The following is a 19,507-nucleotide window of genomic DNA, read 5'->3' as shown; positions in this document are numbered from 1 at the left end:
GAGGGGCCGGTGGACCTGGATCTCGCCGCTGCCTACGACAGATGCCGTGAGCTGCACAGACGCCACGGCCGCACCTACTATCTCGCCACCCGGCTGCTGCCCGCATGGAAACGGCGGCATGTGCACGCTTTGTATGGATTCACCCGCTACGCCGACGAGATCGTCGATCAGACCGACGCCCTGCCACCGGCGGAGCGCGCGGCACGGCTGGACGACTGGGGGGGACGGTTCGTCGCCGGGCTGCACGGCGCCCAGGTGACCGATCCGCTGCTTCCGGCGGTGCTGCACACCATCGCCGTCTTCGACCTCGACCGGGAGGACTTCGCCTCGTTCCTCAAGAGCATGGCGATGGATCTGACCGTCACCTCCTACCGCACCTACGAGCACCTGCTGGACTACATGGAGGGATCGGCAGCGGTCATCGGCACGATGATGCTGCCCATCCTGGGCAGCTCGGATCCGGTGGCGGCCCGCGAGCCCGCCCGGCAGCTCGGCTTCGCGTTCCAGCTGACCAACTTCATCCGGGACGTCGGCGAGGACCTGGCCCGGGGACGGACGTACCTGCCCGACGAGGACCTGGCCGCCTTCGGCGTGACCCGGGACGACCTGGTGGCCTGTCACGCCGCCGGACGAGCCAGCGGGCCCGTTCGCGAACTGATCCGGTACGAGGTGACCCGAGCCCAGGCGCACTACCTCGCCGCAGCGCCGGGCGTGGTGCTGCTCGACGGCGCCTCACAGGCCTGCATCCGCACCGCCTACCTGCTCTACGGGGGGATCCTCGACGAGGTGGCCGCCCAGGACTACGACGTCTTCGCCCGTCGCGCCACCGTCCCGCAGCGGCGTCGGCTGGGGGTGGCGACCCGCGCCCTGCTGACCCCGGCCGGCAGCCCGGTGGCGGTGCCCGGACCGCGGCTGCGGTGAGCGAGCGTACCGCCGTCGTGTTGTTCACCCGCGACCTGCGGGTGCACGACCACCCGGCACTGGCGACCAGCTGCGCCGCCTTCGACCGCGTGGTGCCGCTCTATGTGCTGGATCCCGCGCTCGCGGAACTGTCGCCGAACCGCACCCGCTTCCTGCACCAGAGTCTTGCCGCGCTCCGCGAGGCGCTGCGTGCGCTCGGCGGTGACCTGGTGCTGCGGCACGGCGATCCGGTGGCCGAGACCGTCCGGCTGGCCGGCGAGGTGGGCGCCGAGGCTGTCGCGCTCTCCGCCGACGTCTCCCGGTTCGCGGCCCGCCGGGCACAACGCCTGCGTGCCGAGTGCGACCGGCACCGACTGCATCTGAGGTTCTTCCCCGGCCTGACGGTGGTCGAGCCGGCGGAACTGGCCCCGGGCGGCGGTGACCACTACCGGGTGTTCAGTCCGTACCACCGGGCGTGGAGCGCGCGATCGTGGCGGGAGGAACTGTCCGCACCGGCGACCGTGAGGTTGCCGGCCGGCGTGCCGGTCGGACGTCTCCCGGCGCTGCCGCCGGGAGAGTCGCCGGACGTGGTGACCGGCGGAGAGGACGAGGCGCGGCGTCGGTTGGCGCGGTGGCTGCCCGACGTCCCGGGCTACGGCGACCGGCACGACGACATGGCCGGCGACGCCACCTCCCGGCTCAGTCCCTACCTGCGCTTCGGCTGCCTGTCACCGTTGACCGTGGCCAACGCGATCGACGACCGGGAGTCCCCGTTCGTCCGGCAGCTCTGCTGGCGCGACTTCTACCACCAGGTGACCGCCGCCTTTCCCGACCTGCCCCGCAAGGCGTACCGCCGTCGGGCGACCGAGCACTGGCGCTACGACGAGCAGGCCCTCGCCGCCTGGACCGAGGGGCGCACCGGCCTGCCGGTCGTGGACGCCGGCATGCGGCAGCTACGGGCGCAGGGATGGTTGCACAACCGGGCCCGGCTGATCACCGCCGGCTACCTCACCAAGACCCTCGGGCTGGACTGGCGGGACGGGCAGGCGGTCTACTTCCGCTGGCTGCTCGACGGCGACATCGCCGACAACTCGGGCAACTGGCAGTGGGTCGCCGGCACCGGCAACGACACCAGGCCGTACCGGGGATTCAATCCGGTCCGGCAGGCCGAGCGGTACGACCCCGACGGCGCGTACGTGCGGCGGTGGGTGCCCGAGCTGGCGTCGGTGGCCGGCGTGGCGGTGCACCAGCCGTGGCGACTGCCCGACGCGCTGCGCCGCACACTCGACTACCCGCCGCCGCTGGAGCCACCCGGCGAACCCCCGGTCTGGTTGCGCTAGTCGGCCCAGACCGTCACCTTCAGCAGGAGCCCGCCGTTGCCGACGCTGTTGACCGCCTGTACCCAGCCTGGGCGGCCCTGCGACGTCGTGAAGCACTTCTGCTGGTTGCCGCCGCCGATGTAGGTGCTCGTGGCACCGTCCCGGCCGGCCACCCGGTAGGTGCGGCAGCGATCGCGGGCCCCCTGCTCCGGCCCCGCGTTGCTGTCGTCGTGGAGCTGACTGTGCCGGGCGCTGCCGTAGAGCACATACCCCCAGTCCAGGTAGAGATCGACGGTGGCGTCCTGGACGTACCTGCGTTCGGCCCGACCGTCGTCCAGGTCGACTCCGGTTTGCTTGTCGAGTTGCACCACGTCGCTGAAGACGACGGTGCCGGCATCATCGACGACCGGCTCGGCGGAATCGCCGGTGCGTGGGCCGGACGTCGGGTCACTGGAGGGGGACCGGCTGGCCGTGGTCGGGGACGCGTCGTCCGGCGCGGCGCCGGCGGGCGGGTCGGCCGGTGGCTCGACGCCAGCTCCCGTCAGTGCCAGCAGGGCACCACCCCCGCCGAGAAGCAGCAGGACGGTGAGGCTCACCGCCGCCGCGCGCCAGCGCCGCTGCCGCAGCCGGTACGCCAGCAGGCCGGCGAGGGCAAGGGTGCCGAGCGCGACCCACAGTGCCCAGAGCGGACCGGCGCGGAGCGCCTGCACCACGCCGACGAACCCGGCGGCGGCGGTGAAAATGTCGGCGGTCAGGCTGGCGAGATCCCGGGAACGGGCCGGTGCCTCGGGGGAACGCCCCGTCGGACCGTCGGACGCTTCGTGCTCCACAAGCCAGGGATATTACTTTCGGTCACTTTTCGATCGCATCCCAGCTGGCCGACAGGTCGGGTCCGGTATCCGTCAGAGGACGGCGTGGCCGGGTGGCCGGGGGCGGGCCGGTGCGCGATGCTGACGGCATGGCGGAGCCGGAACTGGTGGACGTGGTGGTGCTCGGGCTCGGAGTCGGCGGGGAGGAGGTGGCCGGTCGGCTCGCGGAGGCCGGGCTCACAGTGGTCGGCGTCGAACGCAACCTGGTCGGCGGGGAGTGCCCGTACTGGGGGTGTGTCCCGAGCAAGATGATGATCCGGGCGGCGAACGCCATCGCGGAGGCCCGCCGGGTCGACGGCCTCGGCGGCGCTGCGCAGGTCACCCCGGACTGGGCGCAGGTGGCGAAGCGGATCCGCGCAGAGGCCACCGACGACTGGGACGACCGGGTGGCGGTGCAGCGGTTCACCGGCAAGGGTGGGCGCTTCGTACGCGGCAGTGGCCGGATCGACGGTCCGGGCCGGGTGCGGGTCGGTGACCAGGTCTTCCAGGCCCGCCACGGGATCGTGCTGGGCACCGGTACCCGACCCTCGGTGCCGCCGGTGGACGGGCTGGCGGATACCCCGTACTGGACCAACCGTGAGGCGATCGAGGTCGAGGAACTGCCGGGGTCGCTGCTGGTGCTTGGCGGTGGGGCGATCGGGCTGGAACTGGCTCAGGTGTTCGCCCGCTTCGGCGTACGGGTCACCGTGGTCGAGGCGCTCGACCGGGTACTGGCCGTCGAGGAGCCGGAGTCGTCCGAGGCGGCGGCTGCCGCGTTGCGGGCCGACGGGGTGGAGATCCACACCGGGGTCAAGGCCGCTCGGGTCGAGCACGGTGCCGCCGGCTTCACCCTGCGCGGCACCGGGGGCGAGGAGTTCACCGCCGAGCGGCTGCTGGTGGTGACCGGCCGCCGCGCCCACCTGGACGAGCTGGGGCTGGACACGGTCGGCGTCGACGCGGGTGGGCGGTACCTGCCGGTGGATGACCGGCTGCACGTCACCGAGGGGATCTGGGCGGTCGGCGACGTCACCGGCGAGGGGGCCTTCACCCACATCGCGATGTATCAGGCGTCCATCGTGGTCGCCGACGTGCTCGACCACATGCGGCGGTCGCAGGGCGGCGCGGACCCGAGCGGTACGGCAAGTGTGGTCGGCGGCGCGGTCGGCGTGGCCAGCTCGCTGGCCGCCACCGGATCGAGCGGTTCGGCGGGATCGGTGCCCCGCGCCGACTACCGGGCGCTGCCCCGGGTCACCTTCACCGATCCGGAGATCGGTGCGGTCGGCCTCACCGAGCAGCAGGCCCGTGATCGCGGAATCAACGTGCAGGTCGGCTTCACCCGGCTGTCGTCGTCCACCCGTGGCTGGATCCACAAGACCGACGAGGATGGCTTCATCAAGCTCATCGCCGACGCTGACCAGGGAGTGTTGATCGGGGCCACCTCGGCCGGACCGGCCGGCGGCGAGGTGCTGTCCGGCCTGGTCGTGGCCGTGCACGCGGCCGTCCCGTTGAGCCAACTCCGGCACATGATCTACGCGTACCCGACCTTCCACCGGGCGATCTCCGACGCGCTGCGCAATCTCGGACAGTGACCCGTCAACGCACGTCTCCACCGCTACCCGCCGCAGGGTCGGCAGGTCAGGAGGCGGGGGTGCCGTGGCGGCCGGCGCCGGCGGTGAAGCGGGCGGCGCCGGACGCCGCGTCGGTGGCGAGGGAGTGCAGGCCGTAGGCCAGTTCGGTGGCCAGGGCGTCGGGCTCGGGCTGGGCGGCGGCGGCAAGGACCGAGGCGCGGTCGTTGCGCAGGCAGGTCTGTGGGTGGCGGGCGATCTCGGCGGCCAACTGCTCGGCCGCCGCCCGGGACTCGCCCGGGCCGACCACGCGGTTGACCAACCCCATCGCGTACGCCTCCTCGGCGGGCACGGCACGCCCGGTGAGGATCAGGTCCATGGCCCGGCTCTCGCCGATGAGCCGGGGCAGCCGGACCGTCCCACCGTCGATCAGCGGCACTCCCCACCGTCGGCAGAAGACGCCCAGCACCGCGTCGGACTCGGCGATCCGCAGATCGCACCAGAGCGCCAGTTCCAGCCCGCCGGCCACCGCGTACCCGGAGATCGCAGCGATCACCGGCTTGCCCAGGATCATCCGCGTCGGACCCATCGGACCGTCCCCGTCCGGCTCGACCCGGTTGCCGCTCGGTGTACCGATGGCCGTCAGGTCGGCACCCGAGCAGAACGTGCCGCCGGCGCCCCAGAGCACCGCCACCGCCGCCGCCGGATCCGCGTCGAAGGCGCGGAACGCGTCGGCGAGCGCCCGGGCGGTCGGCCCGTCGACCGCGTTGCGGACCGCCGGCCGGTCCAGGATCACCGTCGTCACCGGGCCGTTCCGTTCCACCCGTACCGTCATCCGGTCAGCATGCCCCGCCGTCGCCCGGCTGGCCATTCGTCCCCGGCGACCGGTTTGCAACGGCGTACGACGGGAAGTCGTTACTCGTGCGAGCGTTGTTGACGAAGATCGAGCAAGCCGCCGGCCTCGACCGGTTCGGTGACCGGTTGCAGCAGACCGTGCAGAGTGTGCTGCGCCCGCAGCGGGTCCGCGACCTGTTGCACGGGGTCTGGCTGGGCCACCCGTTGCACCCGGCGATGGTGCAGTTGCCGGTCGGCGCGTGGATCAGCGCGGCGGTGCTGGACCTGATGCCCGGTCAGCGGAGGGCGGCGACCACCCTGACCGCGGTCGGCACGCTGAGCGCCCTGCCGGCGGCGGTCGCCGGGCTCAACGACTGGGCGGGGCTCTCCCGTGATCAGCGTCGGGTCGGCCTGGTGCACGCCGCGTCGAACTCCGTCGGGCTGACGCTCTACGGCGCCTCGCTGGCCGCGCGCCTGTCGGGCCGGCACGGACTCGGGCGTACCCTCGGCTGGCTCGGCCTCAGCGCCGCCGGTGCCGGGGCGTACCTTGGCGGGCACCTGGCCTACAAGCAGGGTGCCCAGGTGAACGTGAGCGTCTCCGATCTGCACCTGATCAGCGAGGGCTGGCATCCGGTCGCGGAGATGACCAGCCTGCCGCAGCGGGAACTCGTCACCCGCAAGCTCGACGACGTATCGGTGATCCTCTACCGGCACGGCGACGACGTGACAGTCATGTTGGAGCGTTGCCCGCACCAGAGCGGCCCGCTCGGCGAGGGCGAGGTACAAGAGATCGATGGGCACGCGTGCGTGGTGTGCCCGTGGCACGGCAGCACCTTCCGGCTCAACGGCGGCGAGGTGGTGCACGGCCCTTCCCCCAACGACCAGCAGGTCCTACCGACCCGGATCGTCGACGGCCGTCTGGAGACCCGACTGCCCTGACCCGGGAACGAGATCCCGAGCGGCTGGATCTGTGGCAGTGCTGGTAGTCCGCGATCGGCGTGTCGGCTACTTCGACTGCCACGCCTCACGACGGCTCGGGCGTCAGTCCTTGCGGTGCCGGCCTACGGGCAGCTCACGAGGGATGGTGGCGGGCGGGTGGTGGCGGGTGCCGGCGCGGGACATGGCCGGCCGGCGGCGTAGGCCGAGCACCGCACCGATCTGCGCGCCGACGATGCTGGCCACGGCCAGCACGGCGGAGACGGCGAGTGGACGGTTCACCCGGTCGGGCTCGCCGGCCCGGGCGGCACCCACTGTCACCACCGGTGCCTGCTCCTGAGGCGTCTCGGCCGGCTCCGGCTGCCGCCCTTCGGGACTGGTCGGTGCGGTGGTGGCCGATCCCGGTCGCTTGGTCGGGTCACCGGGCAGTTCCACAGCCTCACCGGGCCGTTCCACCGAGTCGCCAGGCTTGGCCGGCGTTGGGCGGTTCTGCTCGGTGCGCTCCGAGCCGGGGGCGGGCCGGGGCTTCGGTGCGACCAGCCGGCCGGTGGCGTGTGACCGGGAACCCTGGTCACGCGCCTCGGCAGGAAGTTTGATGAGCTGGCCGGGGTGGATCTGATCCGGGTCACGCAGCTTGTTGAGGGCGGCCAACCGGTGGTAGTCGTCGAAGTCGTCGAGATAACGGTCGGCGACCCCGCCCAGGTAATCGCCCTTGGCGACCCGGTACACGGAAGCGTCCGTCGAGGTGCCGGCCCCGGTCGCCGGGGCTGTGGTCGCCGGTCCGGCTGCCGCCGGGGCCGCCATCGCGGGAGCCGGAGTGAACGCGACGGCGGCAGCGGGGCCTCCGCCGTACGCCGTCGCGCCGTACGCCGTCGCGCCGTACGCCGTGGTGGCGGCCGTGGCGGCCGGACTGGCGGCGAGGATCAGCGCTACCGATCCGACCAGCGCGGCGGCGGCCCGCTGCTGCCGGCCCATGCCGGGCAGCCGGGGTGCGGGCCGGTCCAGTGCCTGCGCGCCCAGCTCCACGAGCACCGACAGGGCGAAGGTGGCCCAGCCGAACCAGCCGGCGACGGCCAGCGCCCGCAGGAAGAGTTGCCCGTCGTCGCGGCTGGTCAGCGTGGTGCCGATCTCCGCGAGCGTGGGCACGTGGTCGGGGAGCGGGTTGCCGGCGAAGGCCAGCAGCGCGATCGGTCCACCGACCAGCAGGCCGATCAGCGCGATCAGCGCACCGAACCCGGTCAGCACCCGACCGACCCGCCGTGCGGCGGTGCCACCCGATGCGGCCATGGCTACCTTCCTTCCCTAGGGAGCCCCGGTCAGCGCCCGTGCGGTCGCCTCACCGGAGACGGTGACGGTGTTGGAGAAGCCGAACAGGCCGAGCATCGCCCGGTCGTAGCGGATCCGGACGCGTACCCGGATCAGGGTCTCGCCGTCGATCACCGGAAAGGTCACCGTGTAATCGTTGGTCCCGGCGGCGGTGAGATAGTCGCGGACGGCGTTGCGGGCTTGGGGCTGGTCGATCCGCTTGGGCCCACCCTCGATGGCGGTCGCCCGGTCGATGGCCTGCCCCCCGGCGCGGGCCGCCTCGGCGGCCAGGTTCTCGGCGCGTTGCAGGGTTCGGAGCTGACCGGCGCCGTCGAACGCCATGCCGATGATGGCGAGCACCCCGATCAGGGCCACGGCGAGGAAGATGCTCACCCGACCGGAGTCACCGCGACCGGCGGTCATTCCCGGCTCCGGTAGCGGTCCAGCGGCGAGGTGAACGAGGCGGTGATCCGCTGCCCGTTCGGCATCGTCAACGCCGGAAGTCTGATGTCGGCGTAGGAGACGGTGCAGGCGATCTCGACGGTGACCGTGGCCTCCTGCCCGACGGCGCTGCGGAACGCCTGGTCGAAGGTGGCCGAGCGCCCGCCGACCGAGCCGCCGAAGGTCACCTGCGGGGCGCTGGTGCAGGCCACACCCCGCCAGTCGAGCTGCTGACGGGCAGCCTCCCGGGCCGCGTCGCGGGCAGCGGAGGCGTCCCGGGAGATCGAGGCGGCCCGGGCCGCGTCGTGTGCGGCGGCCTCCACCGCCGCGCTGGCCACGGCGGTACGCCCGGCGACCCCACCGAGCACCATCATCGCGACGAAGGCCGGTGCCAGCACCGCCACCTCGATCGACACGGAACCCCGGCTCATGACGGCTCCGTCCAGCGTTCCGCCGTCCCGTGTGCCGTCTGCCGGACGGAGAAGGTGACCCCCGGCACCACCGAGAGGGCCTTGCCGGTCACCGTGCAGGTCACATCGGTCTGCGTGACGAGGCAACTCGGCCCTGGCTCGTCCCAGTCGACCAGCCAGTCCCCGGCGGCCTGGAGAAACCGGGCCGCGCGCTCCTCGCCTGCGCCGGCCGGCGCGTCGAAGAGCCGCGCCGCGTTGACCCCGCTCTGGGCCGCGTTGAGCGCGGTCGACCGGGCGACGAAGACGGCGGCGACTTGGATCGAGGCGAACAGCATCAGCAGGACCGCCGGCAGCGCCACCGCCAGCTCGACCGGGTTGCCGCCCCGCTCGCCGTCGCCGGGCAGCACTCGGTGCCGGGTGGCGGCGACCACCCGGCACCAGCCGGCGCAGAGGCGACGGAACACCGCTCAGCCGCCCGACGGGTCCTGGTGCTTCGGGATGTTGTCCATCCAGTCGTTGGCCGCGCCGAGGGCGGCGGCGGTCACCGCCATCGCCACGGCCACCAGGCCGAAGATGATCACAGCGGTCGGCACCGGGCTGTCGCCACGGTCACCGCGCAGCTCAGCCAGGCGCGCCCGCAGCGCGACGTGTAGATAGGTGAGGACGGACATTCGGGGGCTCCTTTACTCAGGGGTCGGCCTAGAGGCGGGCCAGGAACGGATAGATGGCGAAGCCGAGCAGGACGAAGACCAGCAGCGCGCCGGGAATGTCGAGCCGGCTGGTAACCCCCTCGGCCCGAGCCAGGTTGTCGGTGCGGATCTGGTCGCGCAGTGAGTCGGCCCGGCTGCGCAGGGTCTCGTGCACCTGGGCGCCTTCACTGCCGGAGGAACGCATGATCGCGCCGACGTCGCCCAACTCCGGGATGCCGATCCGGTCGGCGAGATCGCGTAGCTCGTCCCAGGGCGAGTGCATCTGCATCTGGGCCATCCGCAGCGCCTCGGATATCCGGTCGAAGACCCAGCCCTCGCAGATCGCGGCGGCCCGCTCCAGCGACTGCACCGGACCGTGCGCCGCGGACAACTGCAACGCGACCAGGTCGAGGTAGGTGCAGACCGCCTGGCGGAACTCGTCGCGCGCGGCGTCGGCCTTGGCCAGCACCGAGCGGTGCGCCACCAGCGCGCAGAGCAGCGCCAGGCCGAGGCTGCCCAGCACCGGCACGGCCAGCGGCAGTGAGACGCCGACACTGAGCAGGGTGGCGCTGAGCAGTGCCGGAGCGCAGAGTCCGATCAGGGCGGACAGCAGCAGGGAGAGGGCGTACTGCTCGGGGGTGCGGTCGAGCAGGGCCAGTTGCCGGTGTGGCGGGCGCAGCCAGCGGGCCAGCCCGGTGAGCCACTCCAGACGCCGGTCGACGGGGCCGGTGTGGACGGTCCCCGGCGGCTGGTGCAGCCGGCGCAGCGCCGGCCCGAGCGCGGGTGTCGCCGGAACCAGTTCACGGACCACCAGGAACACGCCCAACCCGAGCGTGGCACCGGCCACCACCGCCAGGGTGAGATGCAGGTTCACGCCACCACCTCGATCGGGTCGGGGGCCGGCAGGAAGCGGGCCGGTCGGGGCGGTTGGCTCATCGAGCGCACCCAGGCCAGCAGCGCCACGAAGGCGGCACCGAGCACCGCCATCACCACCTGCCCGAACGGGGTGTCATAGGGCTGGACGTATTCGCGGTTGAGTAGTCCGTACGCGATGGTGGCCAGCGTCATCCCGGTGAGGAAGCGGACCGCGAACCGGGGTTGGGTGCGCTTGGCCTCGATCTCCCGTCGGGTCGCGACCTCGGCCGCGGCGGCCGAGGCGATCGAGCCGAGCACGTCGCCGAGGCGCTCACCCCGGTCGGTGAGGTGCAGGATGAGCGCCGCCACCACCTGGTCACAGACCGGGTCGCCGATCTCGTCGGCGAAGGCCAGCAGGGCGGAGCGGGCCAGCCAGCCGGCCTGGAGCCGGGCGGCGAGCAGGCGTACCTCCTCCTGAATCTCCTCCGGCGCGGTGGTGACCGTGCCGATGATCGCCTGCTGGAGTCCCTGCCCGGTGGCGGAGACGTCCTTGAGCCGGCGGGTCCATTCGCCGACCGCCTCGATCCGGGCGATGGCCCGCTGCTCGGCCCGGCCGACGGAGAACAGCCACGGGGTGCCCGGCACCGCCACCGCGACCAGCAGGCCGACCACGGGCAGGCCGGTCAGCAGGAAGGCCAGCGCGCCGGCGACCAGCGCGCCGAGCAGCAGCGTCTGGTGTGCGCGCTGCTCACGGGCGGTGGTGCCGGAGCCGCGCCAGAGTCGCCCGAGCCCCGGGCCCGCGCCGGGTGCCCGGCCGGGCGGTCGGCGGGTGCCGACGAGCGCGACGACGGCCAGCACCAGACCGGCCACACAGGCCGCGCCCGAGACCAGGGCGATCAGCTCGATGTTCGTACGCACCGACTCACCGCCGACCGAGTCGGGTCTGCCGGGGCCGACGCCAGGCGCCCTGGCCGGCCTCGATCCAGCGGCTCAGCAACCGGGCGTCGTAGCCCACCCGCAGCAACTGGTCCCGGACCCGTTCCGGCAGGTGCCGGGGAACTGCCCGGCCGTCGGGGCCGGGACCGAAGACCTGCGTGGTGGTGATCCGGCTGCTCTCACCGACGCCCAGTACCTCCTCGACGTGCGAGACGAAGCGGTGCTTGCGCCCGCCGATGCCGGTCTCGTCGTCGACGGTGACGTAGACGATCAGGTCGAGTGCGTTGCCGGCCATCCGGCGGGCCTGGTCGACGGTCATCTCGCGGCCGTGGGCGAGCGCCAACTCGATGATCCGCTCGCTCACCCCGGCCGGGGTACGCGCGTGGATCGTGCACATCGATCCCCGGCTGGTGGTCATCGCCTGGAGCATCGGCACGATCTCCCGGGACCGCACCTCACCGACGATGATCCGCAGCACGCCCATCCGCAGCGAGACCGGGATCAGGTCGGCGATGCTCACCTCCCCGGCCGGTCGACCGTCCGGCCCGCGTTCGCCGTGCCCCTCCCGGGCCTCGAAGCTCATCACCGCCCGGTGGCGATCGCCGCGGCGGGCCGGTAGCAGCTCCCGACTCTCCTCCAGCAGCACGTACGGCTCGTCCGGCGGGATCTCGCTCATCATCGCCCGGATCACGGTGGTCTTACCGGCGCCGGCCAGCCCGGCGACCATGATGTTCAACCCGGCCCGCATCGACGCCCGGAGGAAGTCGCGCAGCAGCGGGTCGATCATTTCGTCCAGGTCGCCCCGGCCACCGGCCAGGTCGTCCAGGGTCACGTCGAGGGTGTTGTGCTTGCGGATCACCGCGTACGGGCGGTGACTGACCAGGAACACCGCGGCCAGTCGGCTGCCGTCGGGCAGTTGCAGGTCCAGGGTGGGCTTCGAGGTGGACAGGGAGCGTTCCGTCGCGCCGGCCCGGCGGGCCGCCGCCTGGAGGATCTCCACCAACTCGTCGTCGCTGTCCGCGATCGGGTCGGCCCAGTCGACCCCACCACCGTGCCGAGTGATCCGCACCTGGTCACAGCCGAGGATGTGCACCTCCTCGATGGTGTCGTCGACAAGCAGGGTCTGAAGTCGACCGAGGCCGGCCAGTTCGGCGGTCACCTGGTCGAGCAGCAGCCGCTCCTCGCCCGCGGCCATCGGCGTGCCGGCGCGGCGCACCGCGTCGGCGTACTCGGCGACCAGCTCGACCGCGAGCCGGGCGCGCTCGGTGTCCTCCTCGGCGACACTGAACTCGCGGCCACGCTGCCATCGGGTGAGCCGTTCGCTGAGCTGCCGGCGCAGCTCGCGCACCACCTGGAAATCCACCCGTGGCCGGGGCGGCGGCGCCGCTGGCGGTGTCGCGACTGGTACCGACCCGTTCGGTGGTTGGTGCCAACCGTTGACCGGGGGCAGCGGCGGGGCGGTGGAGGTGGCGCCCGGTGGTTGCCGGCGCGGGTCGGACGAGACCGGTTCAAATCGCATCCGGCACTCCCTGGGAGACGGGCCACGCCAGCCGGGCCCGCCGCCGTTCCAGCAGCGCGCCGATCGGCACCTCCAGCTCGCGGGCCGCCCGCAACAGCGGTCGGGTGGCCCGCACGGTCCCGCCCAGGCTCAACACCTCGGCGGTACGCGGATCGTGCGGCAGCCGGGCGATCACCGGAAGCTGAAGGGCCTTGCTGACCTCGCTTCTGCCGTGGCCGCCGCCGATCAACAGCAGGCGCAGGGTGCCCGACGGCACCCGATGCTCGGCGAAGTCCCGCTCGATGGCCTGGAGCATGGCCCGGGTGCCGGACAGGTCGGGCAGCTGCGCCCGACTTACCACCAGCACCACCGAGGCGGCGCGCAGCAGCGGCCAGGGCGGACCGAGGACGTGCAACCGGCCACAGTCGACAAGCACGTCGTACGGCGGGTCGCCGCGCTCCAACCCGGTGAAGAAGTCCGCGAACCGCTGCCAGAGCGGCGTGACGCTGCCGGCCTGCGCCGGGTCGACCACTCCCGGCAGCAGCAGCCGTTCCCGGCGCGGCGCGTCCAGGTCGACCAACTGCGACCAGAATGCGCTCTCCAGGCTGCCGTCGCGCAGCTCGCCGACGGCCAGCTCGCCGATGCCGCGCGGCCCGTCGAGCGCCCCACCGAGATAGCCGGCGAGGACGGAGCCACCGGCCGGGTCACACTCGGCGAGGATCAGCCGCCGGTGCCAGCTCAACGCACAGGCCAGCGCGGTGGTGGTGACCCCCGGCGAACCCTTGGCCGAGACCAGCGCGATGATCGCCATGCTCAGGCCGCCTTGGTCAGTACGACCGCGATCCGATCCTGGGCGGCCAGTGCCACCACGGCCGGTACGTCCCGGACAGCGAGCGCCAGGTAGACGACCACCTCGTCCCGCCCGTCAGTGGAGACGGCGTCGGTGACTGTCGCGGTGAACCGGGTGGCACCCGACGACGAACCTCCGCCGCTGTCGTTGCTCGGCGTGCTGACCAGCAGTATCTGGTCACCTGGGCGCAGCTTCGGCGCCGGCACCTGGGCCGCGCGCAGCCCGAGAGCGAGCTGCTGCTGCCCGGGGCCGAGCAGCGGATCGTCGGTGAGCTGGGCCATCGTCAGCAGGGAACCCGGGGCCAGCGAGACGGCGGCGCGCATCCCGATCACGTCGGCGAGCCGGGAGGCGGGCACCGGTTCGAGTCCCTGACCGCCGGCCACCTGCACCGAGATCAGGTCGTCGGCGCGGAGCACGCTGCCCACCTCGACCGCCCGGGCCACCGCCAGGTAGCTGCCGGTCGCCCGGACCGAGGTCACCGCGAACGCCGAACCCAACCCGCCGAGGGCGATCAGCAGGACGGCGAGGCCGAGCAGCCCGGGCCGGACCCGGCGTTGGCGGACCACCCGGGGCGGAGCGACCGGCGCATCCACCGGAGTGTTTCCGTTGCGGGTCGCCACGCTCATCGGGTCACACCTTTCGTTCGCGACTGCGGGGCTCGCAGGACCGGCTCACTCCTCGCGCTCACGGACCTCACCTTTCGTTCGCGACTGCGGGGCTCGCAGGACCGGCTCACTCCTCGCGCTCACCGGGTCACCACCTGAAGCTCGTTGATCTGGATGACGACCGGGCCCGTGGTGCGGGTGACACCGCCGATGCTCCCGCTGTCGCCGCCGTTGCTGGTCCACGTCACCGACCAGTGCGTGGTCGCCCGGACGGTGTACGTCCCGGCCTCGGCGTAGCCGTCGTGGTAGCCGCAGTCGGGGGAGCGTCGTCCGGCGTGCGGGCCCCGGCGTTCGTACTCGGTACCGGCGTCGGTGCAGGTGACGGTGTCGCCGTTGCCCATGTCCCAGACCACCCGGTCGACCTTGGCCTGGATCGTCACGCGCAGGCCTCGGTCCTCGGCGAAGGCGCTCTGCGGGCCGAATTGCTCGACACCCGATTCGGCCCACATCCAGACCGGCAGACCGACCAGCCCGGGTCCGATGGACTTGCGGGGCGCGACCGACGCGCGGGGCGCGCGCAGGGTGATCGAGGCGAATGCCCGACGGGCCAGTTCCTCCGGGTCCGGCGGAGCGCCGAAGCCCTGCGGCGGCGCGTCCAGCAGCACTGTCCGCTGGTCACCGACCGCCCCGCCGTAGCAGGTACGCACGTACCACTGCTGGCCCTCGGGCGCCTCCGGCTGCGGCTCGGCCAGCTTGTAGTAGCAGCCGTCGCCGCTGTTGAACCAGCCGAGCACGTCGTCGTAGCAGGGGATGGTGCGGCCCTCCCACTGGCAGACGCCGCCACCGCCCCCACCGCCGTTGTCGCCGCCGCTGCCGTTGTCCCCACCGTTGCCGCCGCCACCTGGGGTGCCCGGGTCGTCGTCCCAGACGTTGCAGTTCGGTTGGGCCGGCGGGCATTCGGCACCGGGGTCGGCGGCGGTCGCCGGAACCGCGCCGCCGGTCGCCAGCAGCACCGCCAACGCGCCGCCGAGCAGCGCCCGCCGGACGACACCGGTACGCGGAGCGGCCGGGCGGCGGCGGTAGGTCAGCCCAATCAGCCCGGTCAGCACGGCTGGTCCTGGTGGGCCGCGCCGGTGCTGATCCGCCAGCGACCGTCGGGATAACGGGTCGCGGTGGCGGTGGCCAGGTGGCGGGAGCCTCGGGTGCCCGGTACGACCTTGTCGTCGGCAACGTAGATCAGCCGGTAGTTGCTGGCGTCGACGCAGTCCTGGATCTCCACTGTGGGGGGTGTGGCGTCCAGGTCCATCGAGATGACGGTGGGCCCTTCGGAGCGCAGCGTGCCGGCGCTCACCGCGCCGTTCTGCCGGGCCTGCCGCAGGCTGAACCGGACCCTGGTCAGCAGCGGGTCCGCGAGGAACCGGGTCAGCGCCGGCTCCTGTGGGTCGCTGCGCCGGCTCGCCGTGCGGGACGCCGAGAGGTAGCCGGAGTAGGCCGCCAGCGCCGCCTTCTCCGCAGCCGCCTCCTCGGCGGCCCGCTCGGCGCCGGCTGGTCTGTGCCGTTCGGGTGTCGCGGTGGTGGACGTCTCCTGGGTGTTGCCGCAGGCGGTGCTCGTGCCGACCGTGGCCACCGCGACCAGGCCGGCCGTCCAGCGGCTCAGCTGCCGTGCTCGCACCTCGTGCCCTCCTCGGTGCCGACCGGCGGACGTCGAATCAGCGTCGCCGGGCGTGCGGCGGCGCGATCGGACGGATCTCTCCGGCCCTGTTTCGTGCCCAGCCGCATTTGCTCTTGTGGATCTCCTGCTAACGCATTGGCCTGGCTGCTCGTCGGTAACGGACGTGGGTTGCGTCACATCCAAGGGGCGAGCATAGGCTGACGCTGGCCGATGCAACAGAGGCAATTCATTCGAACACTCTGAGTTATGAATGGTGGTGGCGCCGCATGGTTACCGGTAGATTGCCGGCGTTGATCGACCCGGGGTGCGGCTCGGGCGGGTGCGGGTGGCGAAGCGGGCGATCCCACCGCCGGGTGGGCGGCCCACCGGCTGGTCGCAATAAGACGGGAAATGGCAATCGGTCCGATCCGTCCCCGGCAGAAAAGGTGCCAATTGGCCGCCAGTTGCGATCTATGGGAATTCCATCTGCCCGTTCCGGGCATCTGATCCGACGGCGGTGCGGCGGCGCGGCGGACGGCGTCGGACATTCGGATCGCCACCCGAACCGACCGGGCACACTACCCTCCGTGAAGGGGTGGTCGAGATGACCCGGCAACCTGCTCCGCCGGTGCCCCGGGCGGCCGCGCCGGATGATCCATCATCCGGGCACGTCACCCGGTCGTGGCCGCGCGCCTCGGCTCTGCTGACGATCACCCCACTGCTCCGGTACGCCGTCGCCCGGCACGCCGTACCCCCGGGAACCGCCTGCCGGACCGGCTGCGACGCCTGTGGCGCGCCGATCGGCCCGCACCGCCCCTGGCCGGCGCTCGGCCCGACCGCCCGCTGCGGCGGCTGCGGTGCCCGGGTCGGTGCCCCGCCGGCCACCGTCGAGCTGGCCGCGCTGGCCGCCCTGGCCGCGCTGCTGCTGACCCGCCCACCCGCCGTCGAGGTGGCCGCCGCCGGCTGGTGGTTGGCCTTCGCGGTGCCGTTGCTCTTCATCGACGTCGCGGTGCACCGGCTGCCGAACCGACTGACCTGGCCGGCCGCCGTCGGCACCTGGCTGCTGCTCGGGCTGGCCGCGCTGACCGGGGCCGGTGCGACACCATGGCTGCGTGCCGTCGCCGCCGGGCTCGGGCTGGCCCTCTTCTTCGCCACCACCACCCTGTTGCTCGGTACGCGAGGCTTCGGCATCGGCGACGCCAAGCTCGCGCTGAGCGCGGGTGCCCTCCTGGGCTGGTACGGCTGGAGTGTGCCGGTGCTCGGGCTGCTGCTCGCGCTGACCCTGTCCGGACTCGTCGCCCTGGGCCTGCTGGTGAGCCGTCGGGCCCGTTGGTCGAGCCACCTGCCGTTCGGGCCGTACCTGGTGCTCGGCACGCTCGGCGCGTTGCTGCTGGTGTGGTGAACGACGCTGCTGGTGTGGTGAACCGGGCGGTGGGGAATTGTCAGCTCGCAGGGACCGTCGGAGCGTCCTGGAGGTACTGTGCACCCCACCCCTGACCAGCGAACGGACGAGCCGCAGCCCGACGAGCGGTGGCGGATCCGGCGGACCTGGGACGACCTGGACCGGCTCGGCGAGACCGAGTCGGTCTTCGCGTTGAGCAACGGATGGCTGGGCTGGCGCGGCACCCTCGACGAGGGCTTGCCGGTCGACATGCCGGGCAGCTACCTCAACGGGCTGCACGAACGCCGTGAGCTGACCTACCCCGAGAACGGCTACGCCTTCCCGCAGCTCAGCGACACCGTGATCAGCCCGCCGAACGCCACGCTGGTACGGCTCTGGGTCGGTGACGAGCCGCTGGACCTGCGCACCGGCACGGTGCTCGCCCACGAGCAGGTGCTCGACCTGCGGGCCGGGGTGATCGAACGGCTCACCGAATGGATCTCGCCGGCCGGCTACGGGGTGCGGGTACGCAGCACCCGGCTGGTGTCGCTGCCCCGCCGCCGCGTCGCCGCCGTCGACTGGACGGTGGAACCCCTGGACGGGCCGGTCGACCTGCGGATCTGCGCGGACCTGCTGGCCAACGAGCATGTCCCCGAGCGGGCCGACGACCCCCGGGCCGCCTCGCTGATCCAGGACCCGCTGACCGCCGAACTGCACCGCGTCGACGGTGTCGACGCGCTGTTGGTGCACCGGACCGAGCGCAGCGAGCAGCGGGTCGCCGTCGCGGTCGCCCATCGATCGGCGGCACCGGCACACGTGACCACCGACGCCGACGCCAGCCCGGATCGGATTCGGCTGACCCTCGCCGGGCCGCTGCGACCCGGCGAGCGGGTGCGGCTGACCAAGTTCGCGGCGTACGAGTGGGCGTCCGTCGCGGATCCCTCCGTCGAGGAACTGGGGGCGCAGGTGACGGCCGAGGCGGACGCGGCGCGTTCGGTCGGCTTTGAGAATCTGCGTGCCGAGCAGCGTGCCGCCCTCGATGACGCCTGGCGTACCGCCGACGTGCTGCTCGACGGCGACGACGAGCTGCAACTGGCGATCCGGTTCGCCATGTTCCACCTGATTCAGGCGGGCCGCTCGGACGGCGACCGGACCATCCCCGCCAAGGGGTTGACCGGCAACGGCTACGACGGTCACGTGCTCTGGGACACCGAGGGTTACGTGCTGCCGGTGCTGACCTACATCGCGCCGGCCGTGGCCCGGTCGGCGCTGCGCTGGCGGCACGCGCACCTGCCGCAGGCGTACGACCGCGCGGCGGAACTGCGGCTCACCGGCGCCACCTTTCCCTGGCGGACCATCGGCGGCCGGGAGTGCTCCGGCTACTGGCCGGCCGGCACCGCCGCGCTGCACGTCAACGCCGACATCGCCGACGCGGTCCTGCGCTACGACGCGGCCACCGGCGACGAGGACTTCCTGACCGGCCCCGGGCTGGACCTGCTGGTGGCCACTGCCCGGTTGTGGCACGGTTTCGGGCACTTCACCGACGACGGCAGCTTCCACATCGTCGGTGTCACCGGCCCGGACGAGTACGCCGCACTTGTCGACGACAACCTGTTCACCAACCTGATGGCGCGGCGGAACCTGCGCGGCGCGGCCGACGCCGTCGAGCGGCACCCCGAGGCGGCCGGCCGGCTGGGCGTGGACCCGGCCGAGGTGGCCGGTTGGCGGGCCGCCGCCGAGGCGATGACCGTGCCGTACGACCCGAAGCGCGGGGTGCACCAGCAGGCGGCCGGGTTCACCGACCGGCCGGAGTGGAACTTCGCCGACACCGGCGACGACGACTACCCGCTGCTGCTGCACTTTCCCTACCTGGAGCTGTACCGGCACCAGGTGGTCAAGCAGGCCGATCTGGTGCTGGCGATGCTGCGCTGCCCGGGCGAGTTCACCGCCGAGGAGAAGGCTGCCAACTTCGCCTACTACGAGGCGCGGACGGTGCGGGACTCGTCGCTGTCCGCCGCGCCGCAGGGGGTGCTCGCCGCCGAGCTGGGCCACCTCGACCTGGCGTACGACCTGTTCGCCGAGTCGGTGCTCCAGGACCTGGAGGATCTCGGCGACAAGACGGGCGACGGGCTGCACCTGGCCTCGCTGGGCGGGGCCTGGCTGGCGCTGGTGCAGGGCTTCGGCGGCCTCCGCGACGACCGGGAGCTGTTGTCGTTCGACCCGCGGCTGCCCGACCGGATCGACCGCCTCGCGTTCAGCCTGCTCTGGCACGGCCACCGGCTGCACGTCACGCTGACCGCCGACGAGGCCCGCTACGAGCTGCCGGACGCCGACGCCGGCGTGGCGATCGAGCTGTGGCACCACGGTGAGCGGCTGCGGGTGACCGCCGATCATCCGACCACCCGACCCATGCCCCCACTACCCGATCTCGGCCCCGAACCACCCTCGCCACCCGGCCGTCGGCCGGCCCGCCGCTGACCGCAC

General features: G+C 72.8%; 20 protein-coding genes. 6 read left to right on the top strand and 14 right to left on the bottom strand.

The features are described from left to right. The first annotated feature begins 9 nt into the window (after positions 1-9). Positions 10-921: a phytoene/squalene synthase family protein gene (locus tag O7624_RS14670; RefSeq protein ID WP_093403857.1), complete on the top strand. Its 912-nt coding sequence runs from the start codon at positions 10-12 to the stop codon at positions 919-921. Next, entirely contained in the window at positions 918-2,240 is a 1,323-nt protein-coding gene (locus tag O7624_RS14665; protein WP_282240411.1) for a deoxyribodipyrimidine photo-lyase, read from the top strand. The genes O7624_RS14670 and O7624_RS14665 overlap by 4 nt, the downstream gene beginning before the upstream one ends. Here the strand turns inward: O7624_RS14665 and O7624_RS14660 are convergent. Then, positions 2,237-3,049 carry a hypothetical protein gene (locus tag O7624_RS14660; protein WP_282240410.1) on the bottom strand — a complete coding sequence of 271 codons (813 nt, stop codon included), beginning with the start codon at positions 3,047-3,049 and terminating at the stop codon, positions 2,237-2,239. The genes O7624_RS14665 and O7624_RS14660 overlap by 4 nt on opposite strands. Positions 3,050-3,177: 128 nt before the next feature. Here O7624_RS14660 and O7624_RS14655 point away from each other — a divergent pair, with 128 nt between their 5' ends. After that, a complete protein-coding gene (locus O7624_RS14655) occupies positions 3,178-4,656 on the top strand; it encodes an FAD-dependent oxidoreductase (protein WP_282240409.1) in 1,479 nt (492 codons plus the stop codon). A 46-nt stretch (positions 4,657-4,702) separates the two neighbouring features. On the opposite strand, the gene O7624_RS14650 is transcribed toward O7624_RS14655, so the two are convergent. After that, positions 4,703-5,467: a crotonase/enoyl-CoA hydratase family protein gene (locus tag O7624_RS14650; RefSeq protein ID WP_282240408.1), complete on the bottom strand. Its 765-nt coding sequence runs from the start codon at positions 5,465-5,467 to the stop codon at positions 4,703-4,705. 86 nt (positions 5,468-5,553) lie between these two features. Here O7624_RS14650 and O7624_RS14645 point away from each other — a divergent pair, with 86 nt between their 5' ends. Further along, positions 5,554-6,405 (top strand): Rieske (2Fe-2S) protein, encoded by an 852-nt coding sequence (locus tag O7624_RS14645; RefSeq protein WP_282240407.1) that lies wholly within the window; start codon positions 5,554-5,556, stop codon positions 6,403-6,405. Between the two features lie 102 nt (positions 6,406-6,507). Here O7624_RS14645 and O7624_RS14640 read toward each other — a convergent pair whose 3' ends face one another. The 12 genes from O7624_RS14640 to O7624_RS14585 form a co-directional block, all read right to left on the bottom strand. Next, on the bottom strand, positions 6,508-7,689 hold the full coding sequence (locus O7624_RS14640) for a LysM peptidoglycan-binding domain-containing protein (protein ID WP_282240406.1): 1,182 nt from the start codon (positions 7,687-7,689) through the stop codon (positions 6,508-6,510). A gap of 15 nt (positions 7,690-7,704) precedes the next feature. Next, complete coding sequence (locus O7624_RS14635; RefSeq protein WP_282240405.1) at positions 7,705-8,130, bottom strand: pilus assembly protein TadG-related protein; 426 nt, start codon at positions 8,128-8,130, stop codon at positions 7,705-7,707. Continuing rightward, a complete protein-coding gene (locus tag O7624_RS14630; protein WP_282240635.1) occupies positions 8,127-8,594 on the bottom strand; it encodes a pilus assembly protein in 468 nt (155 codons plus the stop codon). The genes O7624_RS14635 and O7624_RS14630 overlap by 4 nt, the downstream gene beginning before the upstream one ends. Then, positions 8,576-8,989 carry a TadE family protein gene (locus O7624_RS14625; RefSeq protein WP_282240634.1) on the bottom strand — a complete coding sequence of 138 codons (414 nt, stop codon included), beginning with the start codon at positions 8,987-8,989 and terminating at the stop codon, positions 8,576-8,578. Before O7624_RS14625 ends, O7624_RS14630 begins: the two co-directional genes overlap by 19 nt. Before the next feature lie 36 nt (positions 8,990-9,025). Then, the gene (locus tag O7624_RS14620) at positions 9,026-9,229 is read right to left on the bottom strand and encodes a hypothetical protein (protein ID WP_282240404.1); all 204 of its coding nucleotides are present in this window, start codon (positions 9,227-9,229) and stop codon (positions 9,026-9,028) included. Positions 9,230-9,257: 28 nt separating this feature from the next. Next, positions 9,258-10,121, bottom strand: coding sequence for a type II secretion system F family protein (locus O7624_RS14615; RefSeq protein WP_282240403.1), 864 nt, complete (start codon positions 10,119-10,121; stop codon positions 9,258-9,260). Continuing rightward, the gene (locus O7624_RS14610) at positions 10,118-11,020 is read right to left on the bottom strand and encodes a type II secretion system F family protein (RefSeq protein WP_282240402.1); all 903 of its coding nucleotides are present in this window, start codon (positions 11,018-11,020) and stop codon (positions 10,118-10,120) included. The genes O7624_RS14615 and O7624_RS14610 overlap by 4 nt, the downstream gene beginning before the upstream one ends. A gap of 4 nt (positions 11,021-11,024) precedes the next feature. Then, on the bottom strand, positions 11,025-12,557 hold the full coding sequence (locus tag O7624_RS14605) for a CpaF/VirB11 family protein (RefSeq protein ID WP_093403877.1): 1,533 nt from the start codon (positions 12,555-12,557) through the stop codon (positions 11,025-11,027). Beyond that, positions 12,547-13,347 (bottom strand): ParA family protein, encoded by an 801-nt coding sequence (locus tag O7624_RS14600; protein ID WP_093403879.1) that lies wholly within the window; start codon positions 13,345-13,347, stop codon positions 12,547-12,549. Before O7624_RS14600 ends, O7624_RS14605 begins: the two co-directional genes overlap by 11 nt. 2 nt (positions 13,348-13,349) lie before the next feature. Next, positions 13,350-14,012, bottom strand: coding sequence for an SAF domain-containing protein (locus O7624_RS14595; RefSeq protein WP_282240401.1), 663 nt, complete (start codon positions 14,010-14,012; stop codon positions 13,350-13,352). Between the two features lie 119 nt (positions 14,013-14,131). Continuing rightward, entirely contained in the window at positions 14,132-15,004 is an 873-nt protein-coding gene (locus tag O7624_RS14590; RefSeq protein WP_282240633.1) for a hypothetical protein, read from the bottom strand. A gap of 89 nt (positions 15,005-15,093) precedes the next feature. Next, positions 15,094-15,663 (bottom strand): hypothetical protein, encoded by a 570-nt coding sequence (locus O7624_RS14585; protein WP_282240400.1) that lies wholly within the window; start codon positions 15,661-15,663, stop codon positions 15,094-15,096. Positions 15,664-16,246: 583 nt separating this feature from the next. On the opposite strand from O7624_RS14585, the gene O7624_RS14580 reads away from it, so the two are divergent. Beyond that, entirely contained in the window at positions 16,247-17,044 is a 798-nt protein-coding gene (locus tag O7624_RS14580) for an A24 family peptidase (protein ID WP_282240399.1), read from the top strand. A 78-nt stretch (positions 17,045-17,122) separates the two neighbouring features. After that, positions 17,123-19,501, top strand: coding sequence for a glycosyl hydrolase family 65 protein (locus O7624_RS14575; protein ID WP_282240398.1), 2,379 nt, complete (start codon positions 17,123-17,125; stop codon positions 19,499-19,501). Positions 19,502-19,507 lie beyond the last annotated feature (6 nt).

Source organism: Verrucosispora sp. WMMD1129 (assembly GCF_029581255.1).
In the GTDB taxonomy this organism is placed as follows: Bacteria; Actinomycetota; Actinomycetes; order Mycobacteriales; family Micromonosporaceae; genus Micromonospora; species Micromonospora sediminimaris.
Note: the sequence above shows the minus strand (reverse complement) of the source record. Positions and strands in the feature narration are given on the sequence as shown.